The sequence below is a fragment of the Tardiphaga sp. GW821-FHT12E02 genome, from assembly GCF_058807155.1.
Genome location: NZ_JBXAQK010000002.1, coordinates 42566 through 62342, shown reverse-complemented (window position 1 = coordinate 62342; position 19777 = coordinate 42566). Strand labels below are relative to the sequence as shown.

20 protein-coding genes are annotated in these 19777 nt (G+C 58.8%); 7 read left to right on the top strand and 13 right to left on the bottom strand.

The features are described 5' to 3' along the window. Window positions 1-51 precede the first annotated feature (51 nt). Window positions 52-1479 carry a PAS domain S-box protein gene (locus AC1RQ5_RS27750; RefSeq protein ID WP_493203787.1) on the bottom strand — a complete coding sequence of 476 codons (1428 nt, stop codon included), beginning with the start codon at window positions 1477-1479 and terminating at the stop codon, window positions 52-54. Between the two features lie 167 nt (window positions 1480-1646). Between AC1RQ5_RS27750 and AC1RQ5_RS27745 the strand changes: the two genes are divergently transcribed. Continuing rightward, window positions 1647-1904: a GlsB/YeaQ/YmgE family stress response membrane protein gene (locus AC1RQ5_RS27745; RefSeq protein ID WP_493203785.1), complete on the top strand. Its 258-nt coding sequence runs from the start codon at window positions 1647-1649 to the stop codon at window positions 1902-1904. On the opposite strand, the gene AC1RQ5_RS27740 is transcribed toward AC1RQ5_RS27745, so the two are convergent. Further along, window positions 1898-2101 carry a hypothetical protein gene (locus AC1RQ5_RS27740; RefSeq protein WP_493203783.1) on the bottom strand — a complete coding sequence of 68 codons (204 nt, stop codon included), beginning with the start codon at window positions 2099-2101 and terminating at the stop codon, window positions 1898-1900. The two genes, AC1RQ5_RS27745 and AC1RQ5_RS27740, sit on opposite strands and share 7 nt — an antisense overlap. 157 nt (window positions 2102-2258) lie before the next feature. Between AC1RQ5_RS27740 and AC1RQ5_RS27735 the strand changes: the two genes are divergently transcribed. The 3 genes from AC1RQ5_RS27735 to AC1RQ5_RS27725 all read left to right on the top strand — a co-directional run bounded on the left by AC1RQ5_RS27735 (window position 2259) and on the right by AC1RQ5_RS27725 (window position 3349). Beyond that, the gene (locus AC1RQ5_RS27735; protein ID WP_493203781.1) at window positions 2259-2444 is read left to right on the top strand and encodes a hypothetical protein; all 186 of its coding nucleotides are present in this window, start codon (window positions 2259-2261) and stop codon (window positions 2442-2444) included. A gap of 43 nt (window positions 2445-2487) precedes the next feature. Further along, a complete protein-coding gene (locus AC1RQ5_RS27730; RefSeq protein WP_493203779.1) occupies window positions 2488-2667 on the top strand; it encodes a hypothetical protein in 180 nt (59 codons plus the stop codon). Between the two features lie 412 nt (window positions 2668-3079). Continuing rightward, window positions 3080-3349, top strand: a complete 270-nt coding sequence (locus tag AC1RQ5_RS27725) for a hypothetical protein (protein WP_493203778.1) — start codon at window positions 3080-3082, stop codon at window positions 3347-3349. Window positions 3350-3551: 202 nt separating this feature from the next. Here the strand turns inward: AC1RQ5_RS27725 and AC1RQ5_RS27720 are convergent, their stop codons facing one another. After that, window positions 3552-4358: a transglutaminase-like domain-containing protein gene (locus AC1RQ5_RS27720; protein WP_493203776.1), complete on the bottom strand. Its 807-nt coding sequence runs from the start codon at window positions 4356-4358 to the stop codon at window positions 3552-3554. 146 nt (window positions 4359-4504) lie between these two features. Between AC1RQ5_RS27720 and AC1RQ5_RS27715 the strand changes: the two genes are divergently transcribed. Further along, entirely contained in the window at window positions 4505-5401 is an 897-nt protein-coding gene (locus AC1RQ5_RS27715; RefSeq protein WP_493203774.1) for a transglutaminase family protein, read from the top strand. Between the two features lie 51 nt (window positions 5402-5452). Here AC1RQ5_RS27715 and AC1RQ5_RS27710 read toward each other — a convergent pair whose 3' ends face one another. Next, on the bottom strand, window positions 5453-8080 hold the full coding sequence (locus AC1RQ5_RS27710) for an ATP-binding protein (RefSeq protein ID WP_493203772.1): 2628 nt from the start codon (window positions 8078-8080) through the stop codon (window positions 5453-5455). 285 nt (window positions 8081-8365) lie between these two features. Between AC1RQ5_RS27710 and AC1RQ5_RS27705 the strand changes: the two genes are divergently transcribed. Further along, window positions 8366-8734 carry a hypothetical protein gene (locus AC1RQ5_RS27705; RefSeq protein ID WP_493203770.1) on the top strand — a complete coding sequence of 123 codons (369 nt, stop codon included), beginning with the start codon at window positions 8366-8368 and terminating at the stop codon, window positions 8732-8734. A gap of 40 nt (window positions 8735-8774) precedes the next feature. Further along, window positions 8775-9065, top strand: a complete 291-nt coding sequence (locus AC1RQ5_RS27700; RefSeq protein WP_493203768.1) for an aminoglycoside adenylyltransferase domain-containing protein — start codon at window positions 8775-8777, stop codon at window positions 9063-9065. A 430-nt stretch (window positions 9066-9495) separates the two neighbouring features. Here AC1RQ5_RS27700 and AC1RQ5_RS27695 read toward each other — a convergent pair whose 3' ends face one another. From AC1RQ5_RS27695 to AC1RQ5_RS27655, 9 genes are all read right to left on the bottom strand, one after another. After that, window positions 9496-11826: a PAS domain S-box protein gene (locus tag AC1RQ5_RS27695; protein WP_493203766.1), complete on the bottom strand. Its 2331-nt coding sequence runs from the start codon at window positions 11824-11826 to the stop codon at window positions 9496-9498. A gap of 8 nt (window positions 11827-11834) precedes the next feature. Beyond that, entirely contained in the window at window positions 11835-12467 is a 633-nt protein-coding gene (locus tag AC1RQ5_RS27690; RefSeq protein WP_493203764.1) for a chemotaxis protein CheC, read from the bottom strand. Then, entirely contained in the window at window positions 12464-12961 is a 498-nt protein-coding gene (locus AC1RQ5_RS27685) for a response regulator transcription factor (RefSeq protein ID WP_493203762.1), read from the bottom strand. The genes AC1RQ5_RS27690 and AC1RQ5_RS27685 overlap by 4 nt, the downstream gene beginning before the upstream one ends. Before the next feature lie 205 nt (window positions 12962-13166). Further along, window positions 13167-15350, bottom strand: coding sequence for a chemotaxis protein CheA (locus AC1RQ5_RS27680; protein ID WP_493203760.1), 2184 nt, complete (start codon window positions 15348-15350; stop codon window positions 13167-13169). Beyond that, window positions 15350-15727, bottom strand: a complete 378-nt coding sequence (locus AC1RQ5_RS27675) for a response regulator (RefSeq protein WP_211910760.1) — start codon at window positions 15725-15727, stop codon at window positions 15350-15352. Before AC1RQ5_RS27675 ends, AC1RQ5_RS27680 begins: the two co-directional genes overlap by 1 nt. Beyond that, the gene (locus AC1RQ5_RS27670; RefSeq protein WP_493204514.1) at window positions 15724-16572 is read right to left on the bottom strand and encodes a CheR family methyltransferase; all 849 of its coding nucleotides are present in this window, start codon (window positions 16570-16572) and stop codon (window positions 15724-15726) included. The genes AC1RQ5_RS27675 and AC1RQ5_RS27670 overlap by 4 nt, the downstream gene beginning before the upstream one ends. Further along, window positions 16565-17200, bottom strand: coding sequence for a HEAT repeat domain-containing protein (locus AC1RQ5_RS27665; protein WP_493203758.1), 636 nt, complete (start codon window positions 17198-17200; stop codon window positions 16565-16567). Before AC1RQ5_RS27665 ends, AC1RQ5_RS27670 begins: the two co-directional genes overlap by 8 nt. Next, a complete protein-coding gene (cheB, locus tag AC1RQ5_RS27660; protein WP_493203756.1) occupies window positions 17201-18271 on the bottom strand; it encodes a chemotaxis-specific protein-glutamate methyltransferase CheB in 1071 nt (356 codons plus the stop codon). Beyond that, window positions 18268-19776, bottom strand: coding sequence for a chemotaxis protein CheW (locus AC1RQ5_RS27655; RefSeq protein WP_493203754.1), 1509 nt, complete (start codon window positions 19774-19776; stop codon window positions 18268-18270). The genes cheB and AC1RQ5_RS27655 overlap by 4 nt, the downstream gene beginning before the upstream one ends. Window position 19777 lies beyond the last annotated feature (1 nt).

Here is a 19777-nt window from a genome sequence, read left to right as displayed (position 1 = left end):
CATCAGCCAATAGTGCGGACGTCTCATATGCATGGTGCGAAAACATCATATTCACTCATCTTTCGGACCGAGATTGTGCTTACGTCCAAAAATCACCGCCTCGCTTCGACGATGGATGCCGAGCTTGCGATAGAGCGACGCGACGTGATTGCGGACAGTGTTGAGGGATACCGACAGACGTTTTGCGATATTCGCGTCCGTCAATCCTTCGCAGATCAGGACTAGAACCTCTCGTTCTCTGACTGTCAGATCCTTGATCGGCGACGCCTTTGTCTCCGCAGCCGGACGGCGAAGTGCCCCCAGCTTCTCGATAATGCCCTTGCTCAGCCATGATGCGTCGGCCATCGCGGCGTCGATCGCCTGCATGAGCTCACGCTCGGTTCGCTTCCGTTCGGAGATGTCCAGGAATGTTGCAAGGATACATTTGCTGTCAGCGATGGTGACGGTCTCAGCCGACACGATGCAGTAGAGCTCATTTTTGTTGCGGCAGGTCATACTCGCTTCAAGCGATGCAACAGTTCCGGTCTGCACGATCTTGCTCTCGAACTCCTGTCTCGCGTCTGGATCGCCCCAGAGTTCGATGTCGCGTGGGCGACGCCCGATTAGTTCTGCTTCTCCGAAGCCAAACTGCGTCGTGAATGCAGCGTTCACATCCAGAAATGTGCCCTCGTCCAGCTTCATCAAGGCGGTCGCGACCGGCGATAGCTGGAAAGCTTTCGCGAATCGCTCTTCGCTCTGACGCAACGCAGACTCCGCCTTTTCGCGGGCGTCGAGGTCTGCGAACGTGAAAAGCATGCAATCTTCTTCGCCGACTTCCATGGGCTGCCCGGCCATGATCACCAGCTTGCGCCCTCCATCTCCGGTACGCACGACGAGTTCGGTCTGAGGGACAGTACGCCCGTCATTCAGCCGCTCGGCGAGCATCTCCGGGTCGGGCGCTTCGGCGAAGATGTCGATTCTGCTTAAAGGCTGGGCGAGGATCTCATCCTTCTCGAGCGCCATCATTTCGAGAAAGCCTTGATTGACCTTGACGACGATCTGATCTGACAAGCGACAGATGAAAGCCGGCGCCGGATTGGCGTTGAACGTTCGCTCAAAACGAGCCTCGGCCGCGAATCGCTCGGTTACGTCAGCCATGACGAGAACAAGACAATCCGGCTCGCCCTTCTTGTCGGTTATCACGAGACTTCGGATTTGGTGGACCCACTCGTTTTCCGGATCTGATGCCGGGCTGACCACAACCACGACATCGACGAAGACCTCGCCCGCAACCACGCGGTCGGCTGGATACTGAGATCTTTCCAAAACGTGATTGTTGCGATAGCGGAGCGAGAAGCGGGTTCGATAATCATCGACCGTGCGACCCAAGGCTCGGATATCGGCCACGCCATGCATCGCCAATGCAGCGTCGTTCGCCCATGCGATTGTCTGATCGTTCTCAATGATCATGACGCCTTCGCTCAAACCGGCAATGATCATCTGAAGCTGAGTGCGATCAACCGAATGCGGCATAAGAAAACCGTGCAGGTAGCATGATAAAGATCATATAAATTGGTAAAACTGCACTAGACCGTGGTCATCGCGCATCATTGCAGAACAGCATGTCCACCAATAGGTTCCGCTCTCACGAGACGCGGAGGTGCACTATGGGAATTATCTGGACCATTGTTATTGGGTTTTTGGCTGGCATCATCGCCAAGTTTATTATGCCCGGACCAAATGAGCCTCGCGGCTTCATCATGACGACGCTGCTCGGCATAGTTGGCGCGGTTGTCGCAAATTTCCTCGGGCAAGCGCTCGGTTGGTATCGGATCGGTGAAGGTGCCGGTCTGATCGGCGCCACCGTCGGCGCTATCATCGTCCTATTCGTTTGGGGCGCTATCACGCAGCGACAGCGCTACTGATCAAAGAAGTGGATGCAGGCGTGTCCGTAAATCTTCACGTATCGCCGCTGTCCCTTACTTACCGGCTGCGGGCTTCCGCAGTCGGCAGGCAAGCGTACCAGATCGAGGATGTCGATGAGATGCTCCGACAGCTCCACCAGGCGCTGTCTTGGATCCAGCTTGCTGAAAACGAGGAAGCCCTGACAACCGCGCGCCACTCAATTTCTCCGCTGAATGAACATTAGTTCGATCCGACCTCAGCGGTTCGGGCGTGAGCCGGCTGAACCCTTCAATTTGAGAGAGGCTCTCTTGGTAATGTCATCGATCATCATGATCGACGGCAACCAGAGCCGCGCTCATCCATGAGCCCGTCTGATGCCCGAATATCGCGCCTACACCGTCGGTTCCGACGGACACTATAAGTCGTCCCAGATTATCGTTGCGGACAACGACGCTGCCGCGATCAGGGCCGCTGGCAGTCTCGGCGTCGAATGCGGCGTAGAATTGTGGATACTCGACCGCAAGATCGCGGTGTTGCCCCCAAAAAATACCGGTTCCTAAGAACCATTTGTAGCGCACGTCGTATACAGTCGCGCGCTGCGGAGTGGTCGATTTGTTTGGCGAAGTAGGCATCGAGGAACTGTACCGCAGGCTGGCACAAGCGCGCCGGATGCTTATCCCAACTCTTGATCCCATCACAAAAGAACGCATCGCGACACTTGTCAGCGACCTTGAAAACCACATCGCCCAAGTGAAGAGGCAGGACCTGGACAGCCCGGAATAACTAGCATTGCGCTTGCAATCTGGTGGATTCGATTATCGCCGCGCTACCCTTGGCTGATTTCGGTGACTGAGAGTGCACTCTGCTGCCGTCCAATTCCAAAAGACGGAATGTTGATGTTCGAACATCGTCACCTCAATGATAATTTCGACGAGATGGGCGTCGCTGTGAAAGCCGAAGGCGCGGATCATTTTACCCCTCGCCATGTTGTCATTCTACGAAGTGCATCGGCTCGTTACCGAGATTAAGAAGAAATCGGTGATCCCTTAATCCGATAGTCGGCTATCTTGCCGAGACCGCGCATGCACATTTGCGCAATGCAACTTCTAATAATTCTGTGAGTTTGTGGTTTTAACCGCTGCGCCGCGCAAAAGGTGCGTGAAATCGTCGAGCAAATAACATCACGTGCAGCCACATGCTGTTTTATGACGCGACCTATTTAGACTATGTAAGGAACATCCTGCTGGGAAAGACAACGGTCGATCATGTCCCGACGCCCCAATCATGGTCGTACCGTAAACGAGCTGCAGAGCTGGCTCGCCGAACGGAAAACTCCGACGATATCGTCGAGCAAACCGAGCTAGTCAAACAGGCCCTGGCTTGGATACAGCTCGCCGAAAACGAAGAGTTTTTGTCTCTGCATCGTCCGGCGTCAAACGACAATTCAGATACTGGGGAAAAATAGTACCGGGTTGCGTTGAGCATTAGTGTCGATGAGGCCAAAGATGAACGAGACAATGGGCAGAACACCGTAGCGCCTTTTAAGGGCTCCCGCTGACCTCGTCGATCCACCCTTCTCTCCATGCCACAGCATACTCGACTCCGGCAGCGGCGTGGGGGCTCAGCGATGCGGTGATCCGATCTTCAGCAGTTTGAAATACGGTATGTTAGGCGCACTCCTCCGTAACGACCGAAAAATGCGTCAGCCGTGCATTGCCAAATGAAGTGGAGATAGCCACGTCGGCAGCATCGCGCCCACGTCCTATAAGGATGCGTCCAATTCTTGGAATGTTATGCCGCGCGTCGAACGTGTACCATTTCCCGCCCAGAAAAACCTCGAACCAGGCGCTGAAATCCATAGGAGCCGGGTCCCGCGGCACGCCTATATCGCCCAGATAACCGGTGCAATACCGGGCAGGGATATTCATGCAACGGGAGAGGGCGATCGCCAAGTGCGCGAAATCCCGACAGACTCCGATCCGCTCTTCATGGCCTTCCGCAGCGGTGCGGTCGTTTCGCGCGTGATGATAGCCAAACGTAATTCGGTCGTGAACGTAATCGCAGATAGCCTGGACGCGCTCCCATCCCGGCGTCGCCGATGCGAACTCCTGCCACGCAAGATCGATCAGCTTCTGAGTATCGCAGTAACGACTTCCTAGCAGATAAACCAAGACATCGTCTGGCAGACGGTCGATTTCCCATTGATTCGCGTTACACGCGACTTCGTCAGGGCTTCCGCTGTCGGCTATGATGAAATGGCTTTTAATACGCAAAGGCCCGACTGGTGCGGTCAGCCTTGTGCATAGATTGCCGAAAACGTCGACGTAGTCACGTGCAGCAATTGTGGGAGAGAAATGCGTGTCGGCTTCGCCAATTAAATCATGATGGCGGCTCGGATGGACCGAGAGCATCAGCAGCATCGGCACCTCTGCGTCGCATTCGAAGCCTATATCGTAGCCCGCCTCGATCTTCACGAACCAACCTCCATTTTTCCGGTTGTTAAGATCTTGGGCTTCTTTGGGTTCCGCTATCCCGGAAGGATCAGACGCTTATAAAGTAGGCCAAATCACGCAGACGCTGCGACAGAACAGCTTCGACCAGCAGGATCTATCTATCCGCCATGACAATCTTTTCTGTGGAGCACACCACCCGATACAGCTACCGAAACCCGATCGTGCCAGGTATCCACAGGCTCATGTTTAGGCCGAGGGACAGTTTCGACCAGCGTTTACTCGCGAGCAACTTGGTGGTTTTGCCGACGCCGGTCGATATCCGGTGGACGCACGATGCATTCGGAAACTGCATCACTCACGTGGAATTCGACGCGCCAACCACGTCTATGAGTTTTGAAACCAGGCTATTAATCGACCACCGCCCCGAAGACTCGCCGGATTTTAGCATCGAAGAGTATGCGAGAAATCACCCCTTCGATTATTCCGAGGAAGAGCTCCCAGACCTCGCCCCGTATATGCGGCGCCATCACGCGGAAGACGACTGCGTTGAGCAATGGCTTGCAACGTTCATGCACGCGAACGCGCGTACACCGACCGGGCAATTGCTCATGACATTGAATGAGGCTATCCGCGACGGATTTGCATATAATCGCCGCACGGTGTTAGGCACGCGTACACCCGGAGAAACGATTGCACGCCGAGAGGGCACCTGTCGTGATTTCGCGCTCCTCATGATGGAGGGCGCGCGTCAGCTTGGCTTCGCCGCACGCTTCGTCACCGGATATGTTTACGTACCGGACCGTGACCAGACGTCGCGGCTCGGTGGCGGCTCCACACACGCTTGGTGTCAGATCTACCTTCCCGGTTCCGGTTGGGCCGAGTTCGATCCTACCAACGGCATCGTGGGCAATCGCGATCTAATCCGTGTCGGCGTGGCCCGTACGCCACTGCAAGCTACACCGCTGTCCGGGTATTACTACGGAAACACTAACGATGAAATCGGCATGAACGTAAGCGTGCAGGTGAGAGCCGACCCACCCACCACTTCATTCTCGCAAGAATAAACGGAGTTACACGCTATTTCAGCAGTTCGGTCCTATGAGTTAGTGGCGCCCTCATTCTTGGAGCTGGCTATCGAGAACTTCTCGGACCTTTTCCGACAACTGATCAAGGCGAAATGGTTTTGCGATAAAGTTGGTTCCGGGGTCCAAAACACCGTTGTGAACGATAGCGTTTCGCGTGTAGCCGGTCGTGTATAGGACCTTCAGAGAAGGGCGTAGTTGCAAAGCCCGGTCCGCGAGTTTGCGGCCGGTCATGTCAGGCATAACAATATCGGTAAACAGCAGAGTCACGTCCTGTTCGCTCTCCAGGATTGCCAACCCCTCAGCGCCATTGGCGGCGTGAAGAACCGAGTAGCCGAACTCCCTTAATGCCTCGACCGTGAAGTTGCGCATCCGGTTCTCGTCTTCGACGACCAGAATAATTTCAGTCGGTTTTCCAACATGCACCGCCGTGGTCGCACGTTTGATGACCGGCTTGGCCGCTTCCCCCCAGAACCGCGGCAAGTAGACTTTGATCGTCGTGCCGTGGCCCACCTCCGAGTAGACCTTCACGTAACCATTAGACTGACGGACAAAACCGAAAACTTGGCTGAGACCAAGGCCCGTCCCCTTCCCGACCCCTTTGGTCGTGAAGAAGGGATCGAAAGCCTTCGCCAAGACGTCCGCCGTCATTCCGGTGCCCGTGTCACTTACGGCGATTAAGACGTATTGTCCGGCCTTGATATCCGCGTCACGCGCGTAGTCTTCGTCAATAGATGCGTTTGAGGTTTCGATGGTAAGCTTGCCGCCATCGGGCATCGCGTCGCGCGCATTGACTGCCAGATTGATAATCACGTTCTCGAGTTGATTAGGATCGGCATTGATCTTCCAAACGCCAACCCCAAGCGCGGTCTCCAAAGCAACTTGCTCGCCTAGGGTTCGTGCCAGAAGCTCGGTAAGATCGCTAAGCAGACGACTGGTATCGATGGCTTCCGGCGCCAATGGTTGTTGACGCGAAAAGGCGAGCAATCGCTGCGTCAGCGCTGCTGCGCGCGTTGCGCCTTCCATGGCGTTGTCGAGGTGCCGCCCGATTTCAACGTCGCCACGAGCAAGCTTCCGCTGGGCGAAGTTCAACCCTCCGATCACGATCGCAAGCATATTGTTGAAGTCGTGCGCGATCCCGCCTGTCAGCTGACCAACCGCTTCCATTTTCTGGAGTTGCCGGATCGTCGTCTCGGCCTCGAGCCGCTCTTTCGATTGTACGGCAACAAGAATATTGGCATTCGAGAGTGCCGATTCCTGCTGATCGAGGCGCTGCGTAAGACGGACATTTGCTTCCGCTCGTTCGACGGCTTGCGCCGTCAGACCTGCGATTTCCTTGACGAGTGAAATCTCGGAAGGCGTCCAAGCCCTTACGCTTGCCTGATGAAGATAGATGCCGCCCGACCAACGCCCCTCATCGGAAAGGGGTACGCATATCCCGCCTAATACGCCGTCTTCGTTGTATGAGCGTATCCGACCGTCGTAATCGTAACGGCTGTCGCTGAATACGAGTGTGCGGCCAACACGCCGCTCGTTTTCGGCAAAAGCACCGTAAGCGCCGGTTGGCTGTTCTCCGATCAGGGTTTTCAGCACTCCATCAGACCAACCGCCTGTATGCTGCATTCTGTTGGCGTCGAGCAGCCTGTAAAAGCCAGCCCTGTCCGCGCCGACGCGCTTGCCAAGCGCTTCCATTGACAATCGAATGATAGCAAACGGGTCAGTGGCGGCGCGTTGTCTCGCCGTCAAATCGATAACGAAGTCCCGCTCTTCCTTTGCAGCCTTCAATGCGGCGTCTGCCATAACGCGATCAGTGATGTCGAAGCTGACACCGGGAAAACGAACGGCTCTTCCCTCGCCGTCACGCATACATCGGCCCTGCGCCGACACCCACCTTATTGATCCGTCGGGACGCAATAGTCGGTAGTCCGACCGGAACAGGTCATCGCTTGCCAAGGCTGATTCGATCTCAGCTTGAACACGAGGCAGATCATCCGGGTAAATTCCGCCGAAAAACTCGTCGATGGACGCTCCGGCCGCAGCTTTGGCGGGATCGACGCCGTACAAGACGGCAAAACGGGCGTCAGCGCGCACGATATTGTTTGGGACGTCCCAGTCCCATGCCCCAATGCTGTTGCCCGCAGACAATGCAAGCTGAAGGCGTTCGTCCGCGCTTTCCCTGTCGCGGATCGCCAGAATCGTACTCGTTGTCTCCTCGGTGATGCACAGCATCCCGGCTGGCTTGCCGTCGTCGTCAAAAGCTGGCGAGTAGGAGAACGTCCAATAACTCTCTTCCGGAACGCCTTCGCGGCTAAGATCGAGCCGCATGTTCACGACGCGAGTGTTTCGGCCAGCCAAGGCTTCGTCCACGAGTGGTGAAATGTCGGCCCAGAGACTTCGCCAAAGTTCCGGAAATGGTTTTCCGGTCGCTGTTTGGGCACGGTACCCGAGGATTGGCCTATACGCGTCATTATAGAACGAGAGCAGGTCAGGCCCCCATGCGAGGAACATAGGCGTCGGGCATCCGAGCATAACTGCGATGAGACTCTGAAGCGACTTTGGCCACTCCTCGAATGCTCCGAGGGACGTTGACTGCCAGTCGAAAGCCTTGATTTCGGCGGCCACAACGCTTCCGGGATGATTTAAAAAGCCAGGCGTCGTCATTTCCACCCCAGAAGAAGCAGCGCACGAAATCAAAAGGCGCACACTCGAATCCATTAGAACGATTTAGGCAGGTCGGCGCGCATCGAGAACATTGCTGATGTACGTATCAGAGATATCCAGGTTTCTGCAAAGAAGCCTTCTTTGAAACCCGGTAGTCCGGCACTACACTGCTATGTAGTTAGTTCCGGATAGGGCACAGCGTTTCAACAATGACCGTTTGAAAGCAGGCTGTCTCCCAATATCAATTATTTGGCTAGTAGTAAGCGGCATCCTGCTCTTTCGGGCATGTACATCGTCGGATCAATCGCCTTAGGTGAGTTCCTGAACGGCAAGAGCGGCATCGACGCTGTTTGGCTCCTCGAAAATGAGCCATCTCGCGATGAAATTGAATCTCTTGCCGGGCTCCATCTTGGATTGATGTCTCAGGCTCCTCCGTTTTTTGATGGTGTATACGCCACGCGGCATCAATTGAATACGCCTGCGGCCGACGGATTGCCCATTCCGTTTGTCGTCAACGGCGTCTTCAGCAGCGACAAGCCATCTGGCGACCTAAACCCCGTACTCCGCCAGTGCCTTGTTGAACACGGCCTGACGATCTTTGGAGCTCCAGCCTTCTACGCTTGGAATTGTCGCCGACCGGACATCAACGGGTAATTGGATCCGATCAAACCTTCGAGGTTACTGGCGGAGCTGGATGGCAGAGGCGAAGGCGAAGGTCGATACCCGAAAGCCAGACGAGGAATTGAATGCGGCCGCACTATCGTGGGGAGTTCTCGGCGTGTCCCGCATGGCGGCAACGCTTGAAACTGGCGAAATCATCGGCAAGAGCGCCGCTGGAGAGTGGGCCATGCGAAGATGGCCCGAATGGGCGCCGGTCCTCCTGCCAGCACTGGACGAGCGCGCAGGGCACTTAAAGCATGCGACAATCAATCAGGGACGCGAAGCACTTTCGTATATGGATTACATTGTAACGCGCTTTTCTTAGTCACGAGAAACTCGGCAGAGCTTACCGGAATTCTTGCCGGTTTAAATCCGCCGGATTTTCCATCGCTGAAAATTTTCAGGTTTGATGCGAAAGCTACTCGCCCCTATTCCCAGATCTGGTCATCCACGGTAACGCACGCCAAGCTGCCGATCCCGAATGCGCGAGCGGCGTTCTGGCGGAGGTCGAACCGTGACAGTGCACGAAGAGTCCGCGCTCATTGATGCGCAGTGAGGAAACCTAGTCGTGGACTGGATTGGCGATCGCAAAGCCGCAGCCTGCCGCTAGGATGCGCGGCGATACGGTTGCGAGCAAACGCGCATGTTAGTAGATTTCAGGCTCTTTTGCGGATGTCAGCTTTGCGCCAAAAGGAGACCATGACAGTTTGCCATGATCCGCCTCGATGATCAGGCAGAATCCCGCGAGTCCCTGACTAATTCGATGAAATCAGCTCTTTGATCCGCGACGCAAGTCCGTCCATAGCGAATGGCTTGGTAAGAATGCCCATTCCGTCATCCAGCTGGGCTCCGCCCAGCACCGATGTTTCAGCATAGCCGGTGATGAACAAAATCTTGAGGCCGGGACGCGCGATCCGACCATAGTCGGCGACCTGCCGCCCATTCATGCCGCCGGGAAGACCGACGTCCGTCACTAGAAGATCGATGCGTACGTCTGACTCAAGGACGCGGAGCGCGCTCGATCCTTCGGACGCTTCTATCGACGTATAGCCCAATTCGGCGAGCACTTCGGTAATGAGCATCCGCACGGACGGTTCGTCGTCAACGATGAGTACCGTTTGGCCCGCTTGGGCTCGAGGGGAGCGAGCGAGATCCACTGCCACTTCCGCTTCGACCTCACGCTGGTCGTGGCGGGGAAGGAATATCTCCACGTTCGTGCCGGCACCCACGTGCGAAGAGATACGGACCTGTCCACCGGACTGCTTAGCGAAGCCATAGATCATCGACAGGCCGAGGCCTGTGCCCTGCCCTAAAGGCTTTGTCGTGTAGAATGGATCGAAGGCACGCGCGATGACGTCGTCGGGCATTCCTGTTCCGGAATCTGTAACTGAAAGACAGACGTAGTCGCCGCCATGCATTTCCAGCAATTGCGCATCTGCTTCAACGAATGAACGATTTCCTGTGGCGATATGCAGGGTGCCGCCTTCGGGCATTGCATCACGTGCGTTGATACAGAGATTCAGAAGCGCATTCTCGAGCTGATTTGGGTCGACCAGTGTCGTCCATAAAGTTGGAGCGTCAGTGATAGTCGTCTCGATGCTTGGACCGACCGTGTTATCGATCAAACCGGTCATGTCAGAGATCAACCGGTTCACGTCGGTTGCCTTCGGATCAAGTGTTTGCCTGCGTGAAAAAGCCAGTAGTCGGTGCGTCAAGGCTGCCGCGCGGTTGGCAGCGCCCTGCGCCGTCGAGATATAGCGTTCGACGTCCTTGTGGCGCCCTTGGGAGATTCTCAGCTGCAGAAGCTCTAGGCTGCCCGAAATGCCGGTCAAAAGATTGTTGAAGTCGTGCGCCAGCCCGCCGGTCAACTGGCCCACGGCCTCCATCTTCTGCGACTGACGCAGCGCCTCTTCGGCCTTGAGCAAGGCGTCCTGCTGCCGCCTTTGGTCCGTAATGTCGCGCGCCACGCAGTAAATCAAACCATCGGCCGGCACAGCTGTCCATGACAGGACGCGATAGTCGCCATCCCGAGTTCGCAGGCTGTTTTCGAAATGGAAGGTCTGCCCGATGGCGGCCAGCGTGACGAATTCCGAGAGTTTGTTAGCGCTTTCGGCCGCGTCCTGAAGCCAGGCCAGCGTCTTGCCGCGGATATCGTCGGGCCGCCATCCCAGCGTGCGAGCCCAAGCGGGATTGATGCTAATCCAGATCCCTTGCGTGTCGGCCACGCCCAGCATGTCCTGACTGACCTGCCAGACTTGATCGCGCTCCTCGGTGCGCTCCGCTACCCGCTTCTCGAGCGTCAGGTTTAGCGTTCGCAGTTCCTGTTGCGCCAGATTTCTCTCGGTCACATCGCGCAAGATTGCGGTCACGAGCGGGCGCCCGGCACTCACCCATCTCGCAACAGAAATTTCCAGATGGATTTCGGAGCCATCCTTGTGCCGCGCCAGCAGATCGCGCGATCGCACCCAGCGCTCGCCTTGCAGCACATTGCGAAGCAGCTCTTCCCACGCCGAGCGATCATCAAACAGCATCTCAAGACGCTGGCCGATCAGTTCCTTTTGCGTATAGCCGATTTCACGCTCGGCAGAGGAGTTGGCGAACCGCACGACGCCGTCTACGTCCAGCGTGAGGATCGCATCCGGAGCACTTTCCACCACGGCATCGTAGCGGGCGTTCTGACGCTCCCGCAGCACTTTCTCGCGATGCGCCGCAGCCGTCACATCAAGAACCTGGATCAGGCACTGCGTGTTTGCGGCCGATCCGAGTGCACGAATGGTGATATTCTGCAGCATCGGAATTCCGGCGCGCGTCCGGAACGGAAATAGTTTTGGGTTGAGTGAATAGGTCAGAAAGCTGGAGGAATTGAGAGCCAGCGTGTCCGAGATCGCCGTCATGAGCCTGTTCGAGAGGTCGTGTCCGAATATCTCGGGCAGCGTCTTTCCCAAAATCTGCGCGCGCGGAAGGCCGCTCGCGGTGACGAGCCACTCGTTCCACTCGACCACGCGCTGTGAAGCGTCAAGGATCGCCACGCCCGCATCGAGCGCATCGAGAGCCGACCTCATTACCTCATGATCGACCTGGGTCATCGAAATCGTCAGCCTGCTTCCCGCTCGATGAATTCGTCAAGCAGATGCGTAAGTGCCGTGAGGGAAGGCAGGTCCATGATCATCGCAATGTAGCCGCTGATGTCGCGTTCGCGAACGGCGAAAGTGATGTAGAGAAACATCACCACGTCGCCGGCCTCGGGAGGCGGTTCGAGACTGAAGAACGTCGCCGCATTGCCGCGCAAGACTTCCGGCAACGACATTTTCAGGCTGCGATTTAGCATATTGGCAATGGTCGCGAGACAACTGTTAAGCAGGACATTGCCGGTTTCGGCGAGGGCTTCCTGTTCCAACTCGATGATGTCCTCCAGCGGCAGGTCGCCACCGGTGATGGCCCGTACCAGTTCTAGACTTTTCGTCTCCGGAAAGATCAGGAGCGCCCGGCCGCCGATGTCGCCTTCAAAGACCTGGTGCACCGCGACCAGATTGTCGCTCTCGCGCTCGGCAAGAATGGCAATCGCGCGGGCCCGGTTCACCAAGGTAACATTGGGCACCGACAGGTGTACCTGAGCGCCCACCATTTCCCGCAAATTTGTCGCAGCCCGGCTGACGCCAAGATTGACGAGCTCGGTCAACGCATCAAGCTGCAGTTCTGTCAGAATATTCGCCTGGTCGTCCGTCATCGGTTCGATGCTTCGATTTGATTGAGCGAAGCTTTCAGAAAGTCGGACAGAGCCTGTTCGGTGAGCGGCTTCGGCAGAAACGTGGCGCCGATCGCCGTCGCGCGCGCCACGATTTCAGTCTGGTGGTTGGCGGAAATAATTGCCACCGGCATGGTCGGGTGCGCCTTCCGGAGGTCACCCGCCAGATCCAGACCATCGCGGCCGGGCATGTTGAAGTCGAGCAAAGCGATGTCGAAAGCGTCATCGCGCGACAAGGCGAGCGCTTCGTCGGCATTGGCGGCCTCAACGCGCACCCAGTCGGGATAGAGAGCCTTAAGGGCCTTCGCTACCGACATTCGGGCCAATTTGCTGTCGTCTACGATCAAGAGCTTGCGGGTCATTTTTCGTCCATCAGGGGCCGCCAAGGCAGATGAGACTGGCTGTTTCGCACCTTCGTGGCCATTCCGGAAGCTCAAATGCTGCTCCGCGCCCGCGTTATCGCTGGTTCGACCCAAGATCGGAGGAATTCGCCTCCCGGAGGCCCAGAAATCTGACGCCGGGCGGCAAGAAGGACTTGAATGACCGCGGAATGCGCGGTGTCGCATCGTTGCCAGTCGATGGCGGCAGCCGGCTCGGCGAGGAGGTGCTGGAGAAGCTCCTCCGCGTCTCCGGCGGGACAATCGCCACTGAGGACAACGATCCCGTTTTCCAAGGCAACGGTCATGCGAACAGCCCCTGCACGTCCAGAACGAGCAATACTCGGCCATCGCCTAGCAAAGTGGTCCCCGCAACTCCCTTCATGCCCTGCAGCAATCCTTCCAGAGGCTTCAACATAACGTCCATCCGTTCGCCGAGCCTGTCGACCTCGACGGCAACGAGCTGGTCGCTGTTCGCGATGACGATCAACCTGGCCTCGGAGGCAGTTTCGAAACTGGCAGGAAGCCCGAGTTCCGCAGCAAGAGTAAGGACCGGAAGAGTGCGGTTTCGCAACACAATCGCGCGTCCGGCGCCGATCGTGCTGATGGCACCTCTTGCGACCGACGCGGTCTCCACCACCGCTTCGAGCGGCACGCCGAACACCTGTCCGGAGACTTCTGCCGTCATTACCCTCGTCATCATCACAGAAAACGGAAGGACGAGGCGAAAGATCGTGCCGCGGCCAGCACGGGTTTCGACCGTCACCGTCCCGCCCATGCGTTCGACCGCGTTCTTGACGGCGTCCATACCGACCCCGCGCCCCGACAGTCCGGTGACCTCGGCCGCCGTCGAGAACCCGGGTGCAAAGATCAGCGCGACGACATCCGCCTCGGTCATCCGGGCGAGTTCGTCGGTGGACGCCAGTTGCCGGGCCGCGGCGGTCTGCCGGACGCGTTCGATGTCGATCCCCTTACCGTCATCCTCGATCTCGACGACGACGTTTTGAAGCTGGCGATGTGCCCGCAGCGTGATCCGGGCGGTCGCAGGCTTGCCCACCACGGAGCGATCGACGGCGTGCTCGACACCGTGGCCGATCGCGTTGCGTACGAGATGCAGCAACGGCTCGAACAGGCTTTCGACCACTGTGGCGTCGGCCTCGACCGCCTCGCCCTCCATCACGAAGGCAACGGGCTTGCCGAGCGTCGCGGAGATTTCGCGCACCAGACGCGGAAAGCGCTGGAACACATGTCGAAGCGGAAGGACGCGCACCTGCAAGACGGCACTTTGCAACTGCTGCACCAGCCGCTCAAGCAAATCGTGCTGTTTCCGGAGATCCACGCGAATGGCATTTGCATCCACCTGATCCGGGGGCGATCCCGTGATGTGGCCGATCGCGTTCTTCACAACGGTCAATTCGCCGGTCAGATTGACGAGTGCGTCGATACGATCCATGTCGACGCGCAATGACCGGGTTGCAGCCACGGCCGCTTGTGGTGCCGGTTCGTGCTGGATGATCACGTCGTCGCGCTGCACCACCGCGTCCCGGATCCGGCCCATCACGCCTTCTCGCCGCCGATCTACCGACGGTGCTGCAAGCGCTGTCTCCACTGCGGAAGCATTCTCCTGGAGGCCAGCGATGCGCAAGACGTTGACGGCTACCCTAGCGGCGGCTTCGACACGCCCTTCGTCACCGTGCTGTGCATCGAATGCGAGCATCTTAAGTTGGGCGTCCAGCACCGCGCGAGCGGTTGGCGAAAGCGGGCTGCTCGCGGGTCCTTTCAGATCGATGATCTCGACCCGGTCGATCTGATCACGAAAGAAATTACGCGTCTCGCTGGCCTGAGCGTCCGACAGCACGACTATCTGCAGCGCGCAACTGAACGGATCGAACTCATCGAACGCGACGTCATTCGCCAGCCACAGATCCATAGTTTTCGCGCCGGGCGCAGCTGCAGCGACCGCCAGCGGGTCTTCGCCCGCGAAAAACGCGTCCTGCGCCGGGCAATACAGAAACGCACAAACGCTTTCGACGAATCGCACGGGATGGGCCTTGCGCAGCCGGTCCAGCCATGGATCCGCGACCTGCGAAGGCTCGGTACCTGACCCATGTGAGCTTCTGTCGAAACGGCGGATGATGGCGTCGGCGGCCGCATCCGCATTTTTGGGTGGCTCGCCGCTCGCCTGCATCTCGTCGAGCCAGCGCGTCACCTGGTCGATGCTGGCATAGCTGTCAACAACCAATGTCGGCGGCATCGATTCCGGTGAGGTCCGCAGCCGCGACAGCACGTCTTCAACGGCATGCATGGCCCGGCCCATAGCGTCGAATTCGACGATGCCGGCGGCGCCTTTCAGGGTATGCACTGCGCGAAAAAGGCTGTCGATCTCGCGCGGCTTCTCGCCGCCCCGGTCGAGGGCATCCAGCGCCACCGTCGCCTGCTCGACAAGCTCGCGCGCCTCGACCAGAAATTGCTCGACAAACTCATCCATCACGCAGCACCACAGAGAAGTACGACATGCTCGATCAGCGTTTCCTGACTGATGGGCTTCGTCAAATAGTAGTTTGCGCCGGCCATCCGGGCACCAAGGATGTCCCGGTCCTTCGCCTCGGTGCTGGTAACGAGTACGGCGACGGCTGATGTGGGAAGGTCTTTTCCGCGTAGCGTTTTGATGAAGGTGATGCCGTCCATCTGCGGCATGTTGACGTCCACGATCGCCAGATCGAACGGCTGCACCAGGATTTTTTCCAGAGCCTCGAGACCGTTCAACGCCTCATCGACGACATAGCCTGCGCGCTCCAGCGCCTGCCTGTAATAGGCGCGCATCAGCGAGGCGTCATCGACGACCAGTACACGCTTTGCGGTCATGCGCGTCCCTCCTTCGGTCGCCGATAGACGATGGCATCGGAAAACCGGCACACTTCGAAAAGCGGAGAAATTCGACTCATCGACTCCGTGTGCCCGAGACAGATATAGCCGCCAGGCAGCAGGTTCTCGAATAGGTTTTCCGCGGCGATCCGGCGGGATTCGTCGTCGAAATAGATCAGCACGTTACGGCAGAAGATGACGTCGAACCGACCCTGCGGTCGGGTCTCGCGGGTTTCCATAATGTTGACGCGCGAAAACTGCACCGATTGCCGCAGGTCATCGAGGATCTGCCAGTTGTGCTCGTCGACCTGATGGAAATATTTGGCGATGACATCGGCTGGCAAGCGCATCAGCGCGCGCTTTCCATAGGTGCCGTTGGCCGCAGCCTCCAGGACTCGCGTGTCGATGTCGGACCCGACAATCTCGATGTCGTAGGTATCCACCAGCGGCCAGTTTTCCAGAAGCCACATCGCGATCGAATAGGGCTCCTCGCCTGTCGAACAGGGCGCCGACCAGATCCGAATCGCTTCACCCGGCCGCTTGGACCGGACCCGGTCCGGCAAAAGATCGCGCGCAAGACATTCGAGCTGGTGGTCTTCGCGGTAGAAATAGGTTTCGTTGACCGTGAAGGCGTTGATCAGATGCTCGACCTCGCGCCGCATCTCGCCGCGAAGAATTATGAAATAGCCGGCAAACGTATCGCTCGACGTCGCAGCCATCCTGTCCAGGATGCGCCGCTCGACGTAATATCGCTTCGCCTCATTGAAGACCATTCCCGTACGCCGGTAGAGGAATTCGGCGAGTTTTCGAAACTCGTCCTCGGTGATGGTTGCCGGTTCAGCCACGGCACGACGCTTGTGAACCGATGCGATCGCTGGCCAGTCCGATCGCGAATGCCAGGAACGGATCGTCCGGAAAGCGTGCCGCGCAGCCCTGCAAGACAGGCAGGATTGCGTGATCGCCGATTTCGGCAAGAACCTCGACCGCCGCAGCGCAGACATTGGCCTGCATTTCGTCGGCAAGCAGGGACGACAACAGCGCGTTGGCGGCCTCAGTCGGTTGGTTGCGCACCAGTTCACATGCCAGCAGGCGCACGTCGGGGTCGCTGTCGCGCAGCAGATCTGGCAGGTGACGCGCCGTTGCCTCGGGCATCGCACGTAGCGCGTCGAGGGCACCCGTGCGCATTTCCGGATCATCCGATCCGACATAGGCCGCCACAACCGCAGCGCTCGCCGGCGTCCCGATCCTGGCCAACGCGGTGAATATTGCTTCTCTCACCCGCGACACGGTCTCGGTCGTGAGCGCGTGCCTGAGAATATCCAGACCCGCCGGTACATTCGCAGCGGCGCGTACTGCTGCCCAGCGCTCATCCACCGTTCCACCCGACATCGCGGCAGCGATGTCCGCCTGCCCGGCTTCACGGCCGGTCGTTTCATCGTTGGGCTGGTTGGATTTGCCTTTGATCAAGGGCATTCAAGGCACCAGCTTTCTCAGTTGCGCAGCGATGTCGGGCAATGGCAGCACGAAGTCGGCGCCGCCCGCTTTCACCAGTTCGCCGGGCATTCCCCAAACCACGGCGGTCTCTTCGGCTTCGGCGATGGTCCGTCCACCGTTGCTGTTCAGGACGGTCATTGCCTGCGCTCCATCGTCTCCCATGCCGGTCATGAGTACGCCCACCAACTGGCCGGCATCGACATGGTTCAGCGCGCTCCGGACCAAACGGTCCGTGCTGGGGTGCCACGGATAGCCAGCCTCAGCGGGTGCCGGCAGCGCCACCAGTCCCCCCTTGCGCCTGGAGACGATGATGTCGGCGTCGCCGCGCCCGATATAGACGTGTCCCGGTTTCAAGGCTGTCGCGGCGACGACCTCGTTGACCGTGAGGCTACAGATCCTGTCCAGGCGGCGGGCGAGCGATCCCGTGAATGTCGCAGGCATATGCTGCGCCACCACGATCGGCCACGGGAAGGATGACGGGAGCGGCACCAGCAGCGCCTCCAGCGCAGGCGGACCGCCGGTGGAGGTGCCGACCAGGACCAGACCTTCACCGGCCGCGGGCTGGAGTTTGGGGCCGGCTGCCTTGCGCGGTAGCGCCGAGCGCAAACCGGCAGATTTATGACGGATGCGCTCGCGCAGCCGCAACGACGTCCGCAACTTCGCACCAGCAGCCTGTCGCGCCTTGCTGACCAGCTCCGGCGCAAGCGCATCCATCTTGAGCGAAACTGCGCCCGTTGGCTTTGCCACGAAATCGACCGCGCCAAGGCGCAGCGCTTCCAGCGTCGCATCCGCGCCGTCGGCGGTCATCGATGAAACCATGATGACGGGACAGGGATGTTCGATCATGATCCGGTCGAGACACTGCAGCCCATCCATGTCCGGCATATGGACATCGAGGGTCACGACGTCGGGCACCGCAGCGGCGATGGAGTCAAGCGCCTCCTTGGCATTGCGCGCGAAAGCAACCTGAAAGTCGTCCTGCGTCGAGAAGATCTGGCCCAGAAGCTTCCGGACCAGCGCGGAATCGTCAACGACAAGGATCTTGATCACTGAGCTGACGGCCGCCCGCCCTTGGCCGACGGGGTCCCGTTAAACGAATCCAACAGGCCGCGCTCCGCTCGGCTGAGCAATTCAGCGGGATCAAGCAGCAGGACCATCCGTCCCGCCCCGCCGAGATTGATGACCGAACCGACCAGCGAGAGCGCACCGCCGGTGAGATCCGGTGCCGGCTGAATGGCCTCGGCGCTGCAGCGAAGGACCTCGGTCACACCGTCCACGATCAGCCCGGCGCGATGATCTTGCGACGTCACGACCACCAGGCGCCGGCTCGCGCCGCCGTCCGATGGCGCCATCTCGAAACGCCGGCGCTGATCGATGACCGGCAGCACGGCGCCCCGCAGATTGATGACGCCTTCGAGAAATTTTGGTGTTTTGGGCAATTTGGTGATCTGATCAGGCACACGCGCCACCTCGCCGACGGCATCGATCGGCAGTGCGAACTCATTGCCGTCCAGTCTGAAGACCAGAAAGCGCAGCTCGGCCGTCTGTGTGTTGGTGACGGCCTTGCCGATCGCGGTGGCTCCTGCCGTGGCTTGCGACAATTTCTGCATGACGTCTTCCCGGAACAGCGCTTCTGTAACCAGAATGGAGATCAGGCGCCGCTCGCTAGAACGGTAGATCTCCTGGATCCTTGCTTCTCCACCTGCCCGCGCGCTCAACACCTTCGGAGCCGGCTCGACGCGTTGCGGATCGACCGTGAGGATGTCACGTGCGCTGTCGGCGACGAGGCCGACAATCACGCCCCGCACCGCAGTCACGATCACCGTCCTGCCGGTCTCCGCCGCGGCGCCGACACCGAGCAAAACGCGCAATGACAGTAATGGCAGCAGTCTGTCGCGATAGGCCATCACGCCACGCACGGCTTCATCGCTGCCGGGCACTTGCGTCAGATCGTCCGGAGCAAGCACGATTTCACGGATGGCGTCCAGCGACAGCGCATATTCCTGACCAGCGACAAGAAACGTGACCAGGCGTCGTCCTGCCGCATAAGACACGGGGACCGCGACTGCCGCCCTGGTGGCCGTTCCCGTGGCACGACGTGCTGTTGTTCGGGGAAAGGCCCTGGCCAGCAATGCGTCGATGTTCAGGATCTTGGTGATGCCAGTCCTGGTTTGGAAGATTCCGTCTAACTGCTCGTCCGCTTCCGCAGACATGTCAGCCTCGGCGAGTTTGACGTGGCGCGCATCGACGGTTTCCAGCGATGCGACCTCATCGACCGCCAGGGCGACGGGCGTTGCCCCGCCGAGCACGACCAAACGCGACCGATCGGACACCGCGATCTCGCTCCGTCCAAGCAGGCTGCGTACGCCAGCGACAGGGACCACTGTTCCGCGCAGATTGGTCAGCCCCAGCAGACTTTTCGGCGCCTGGGGGACGCGCGCCAGCGGCGACATTCTGACCACCTCGGACACTTTGTCCGCAATGACGGCGTAGAGACGTCCCGCAGACCGGAACGTCAGGTAACGGGCACCGTGTTCGGCGTCGTGGTCCGGCATG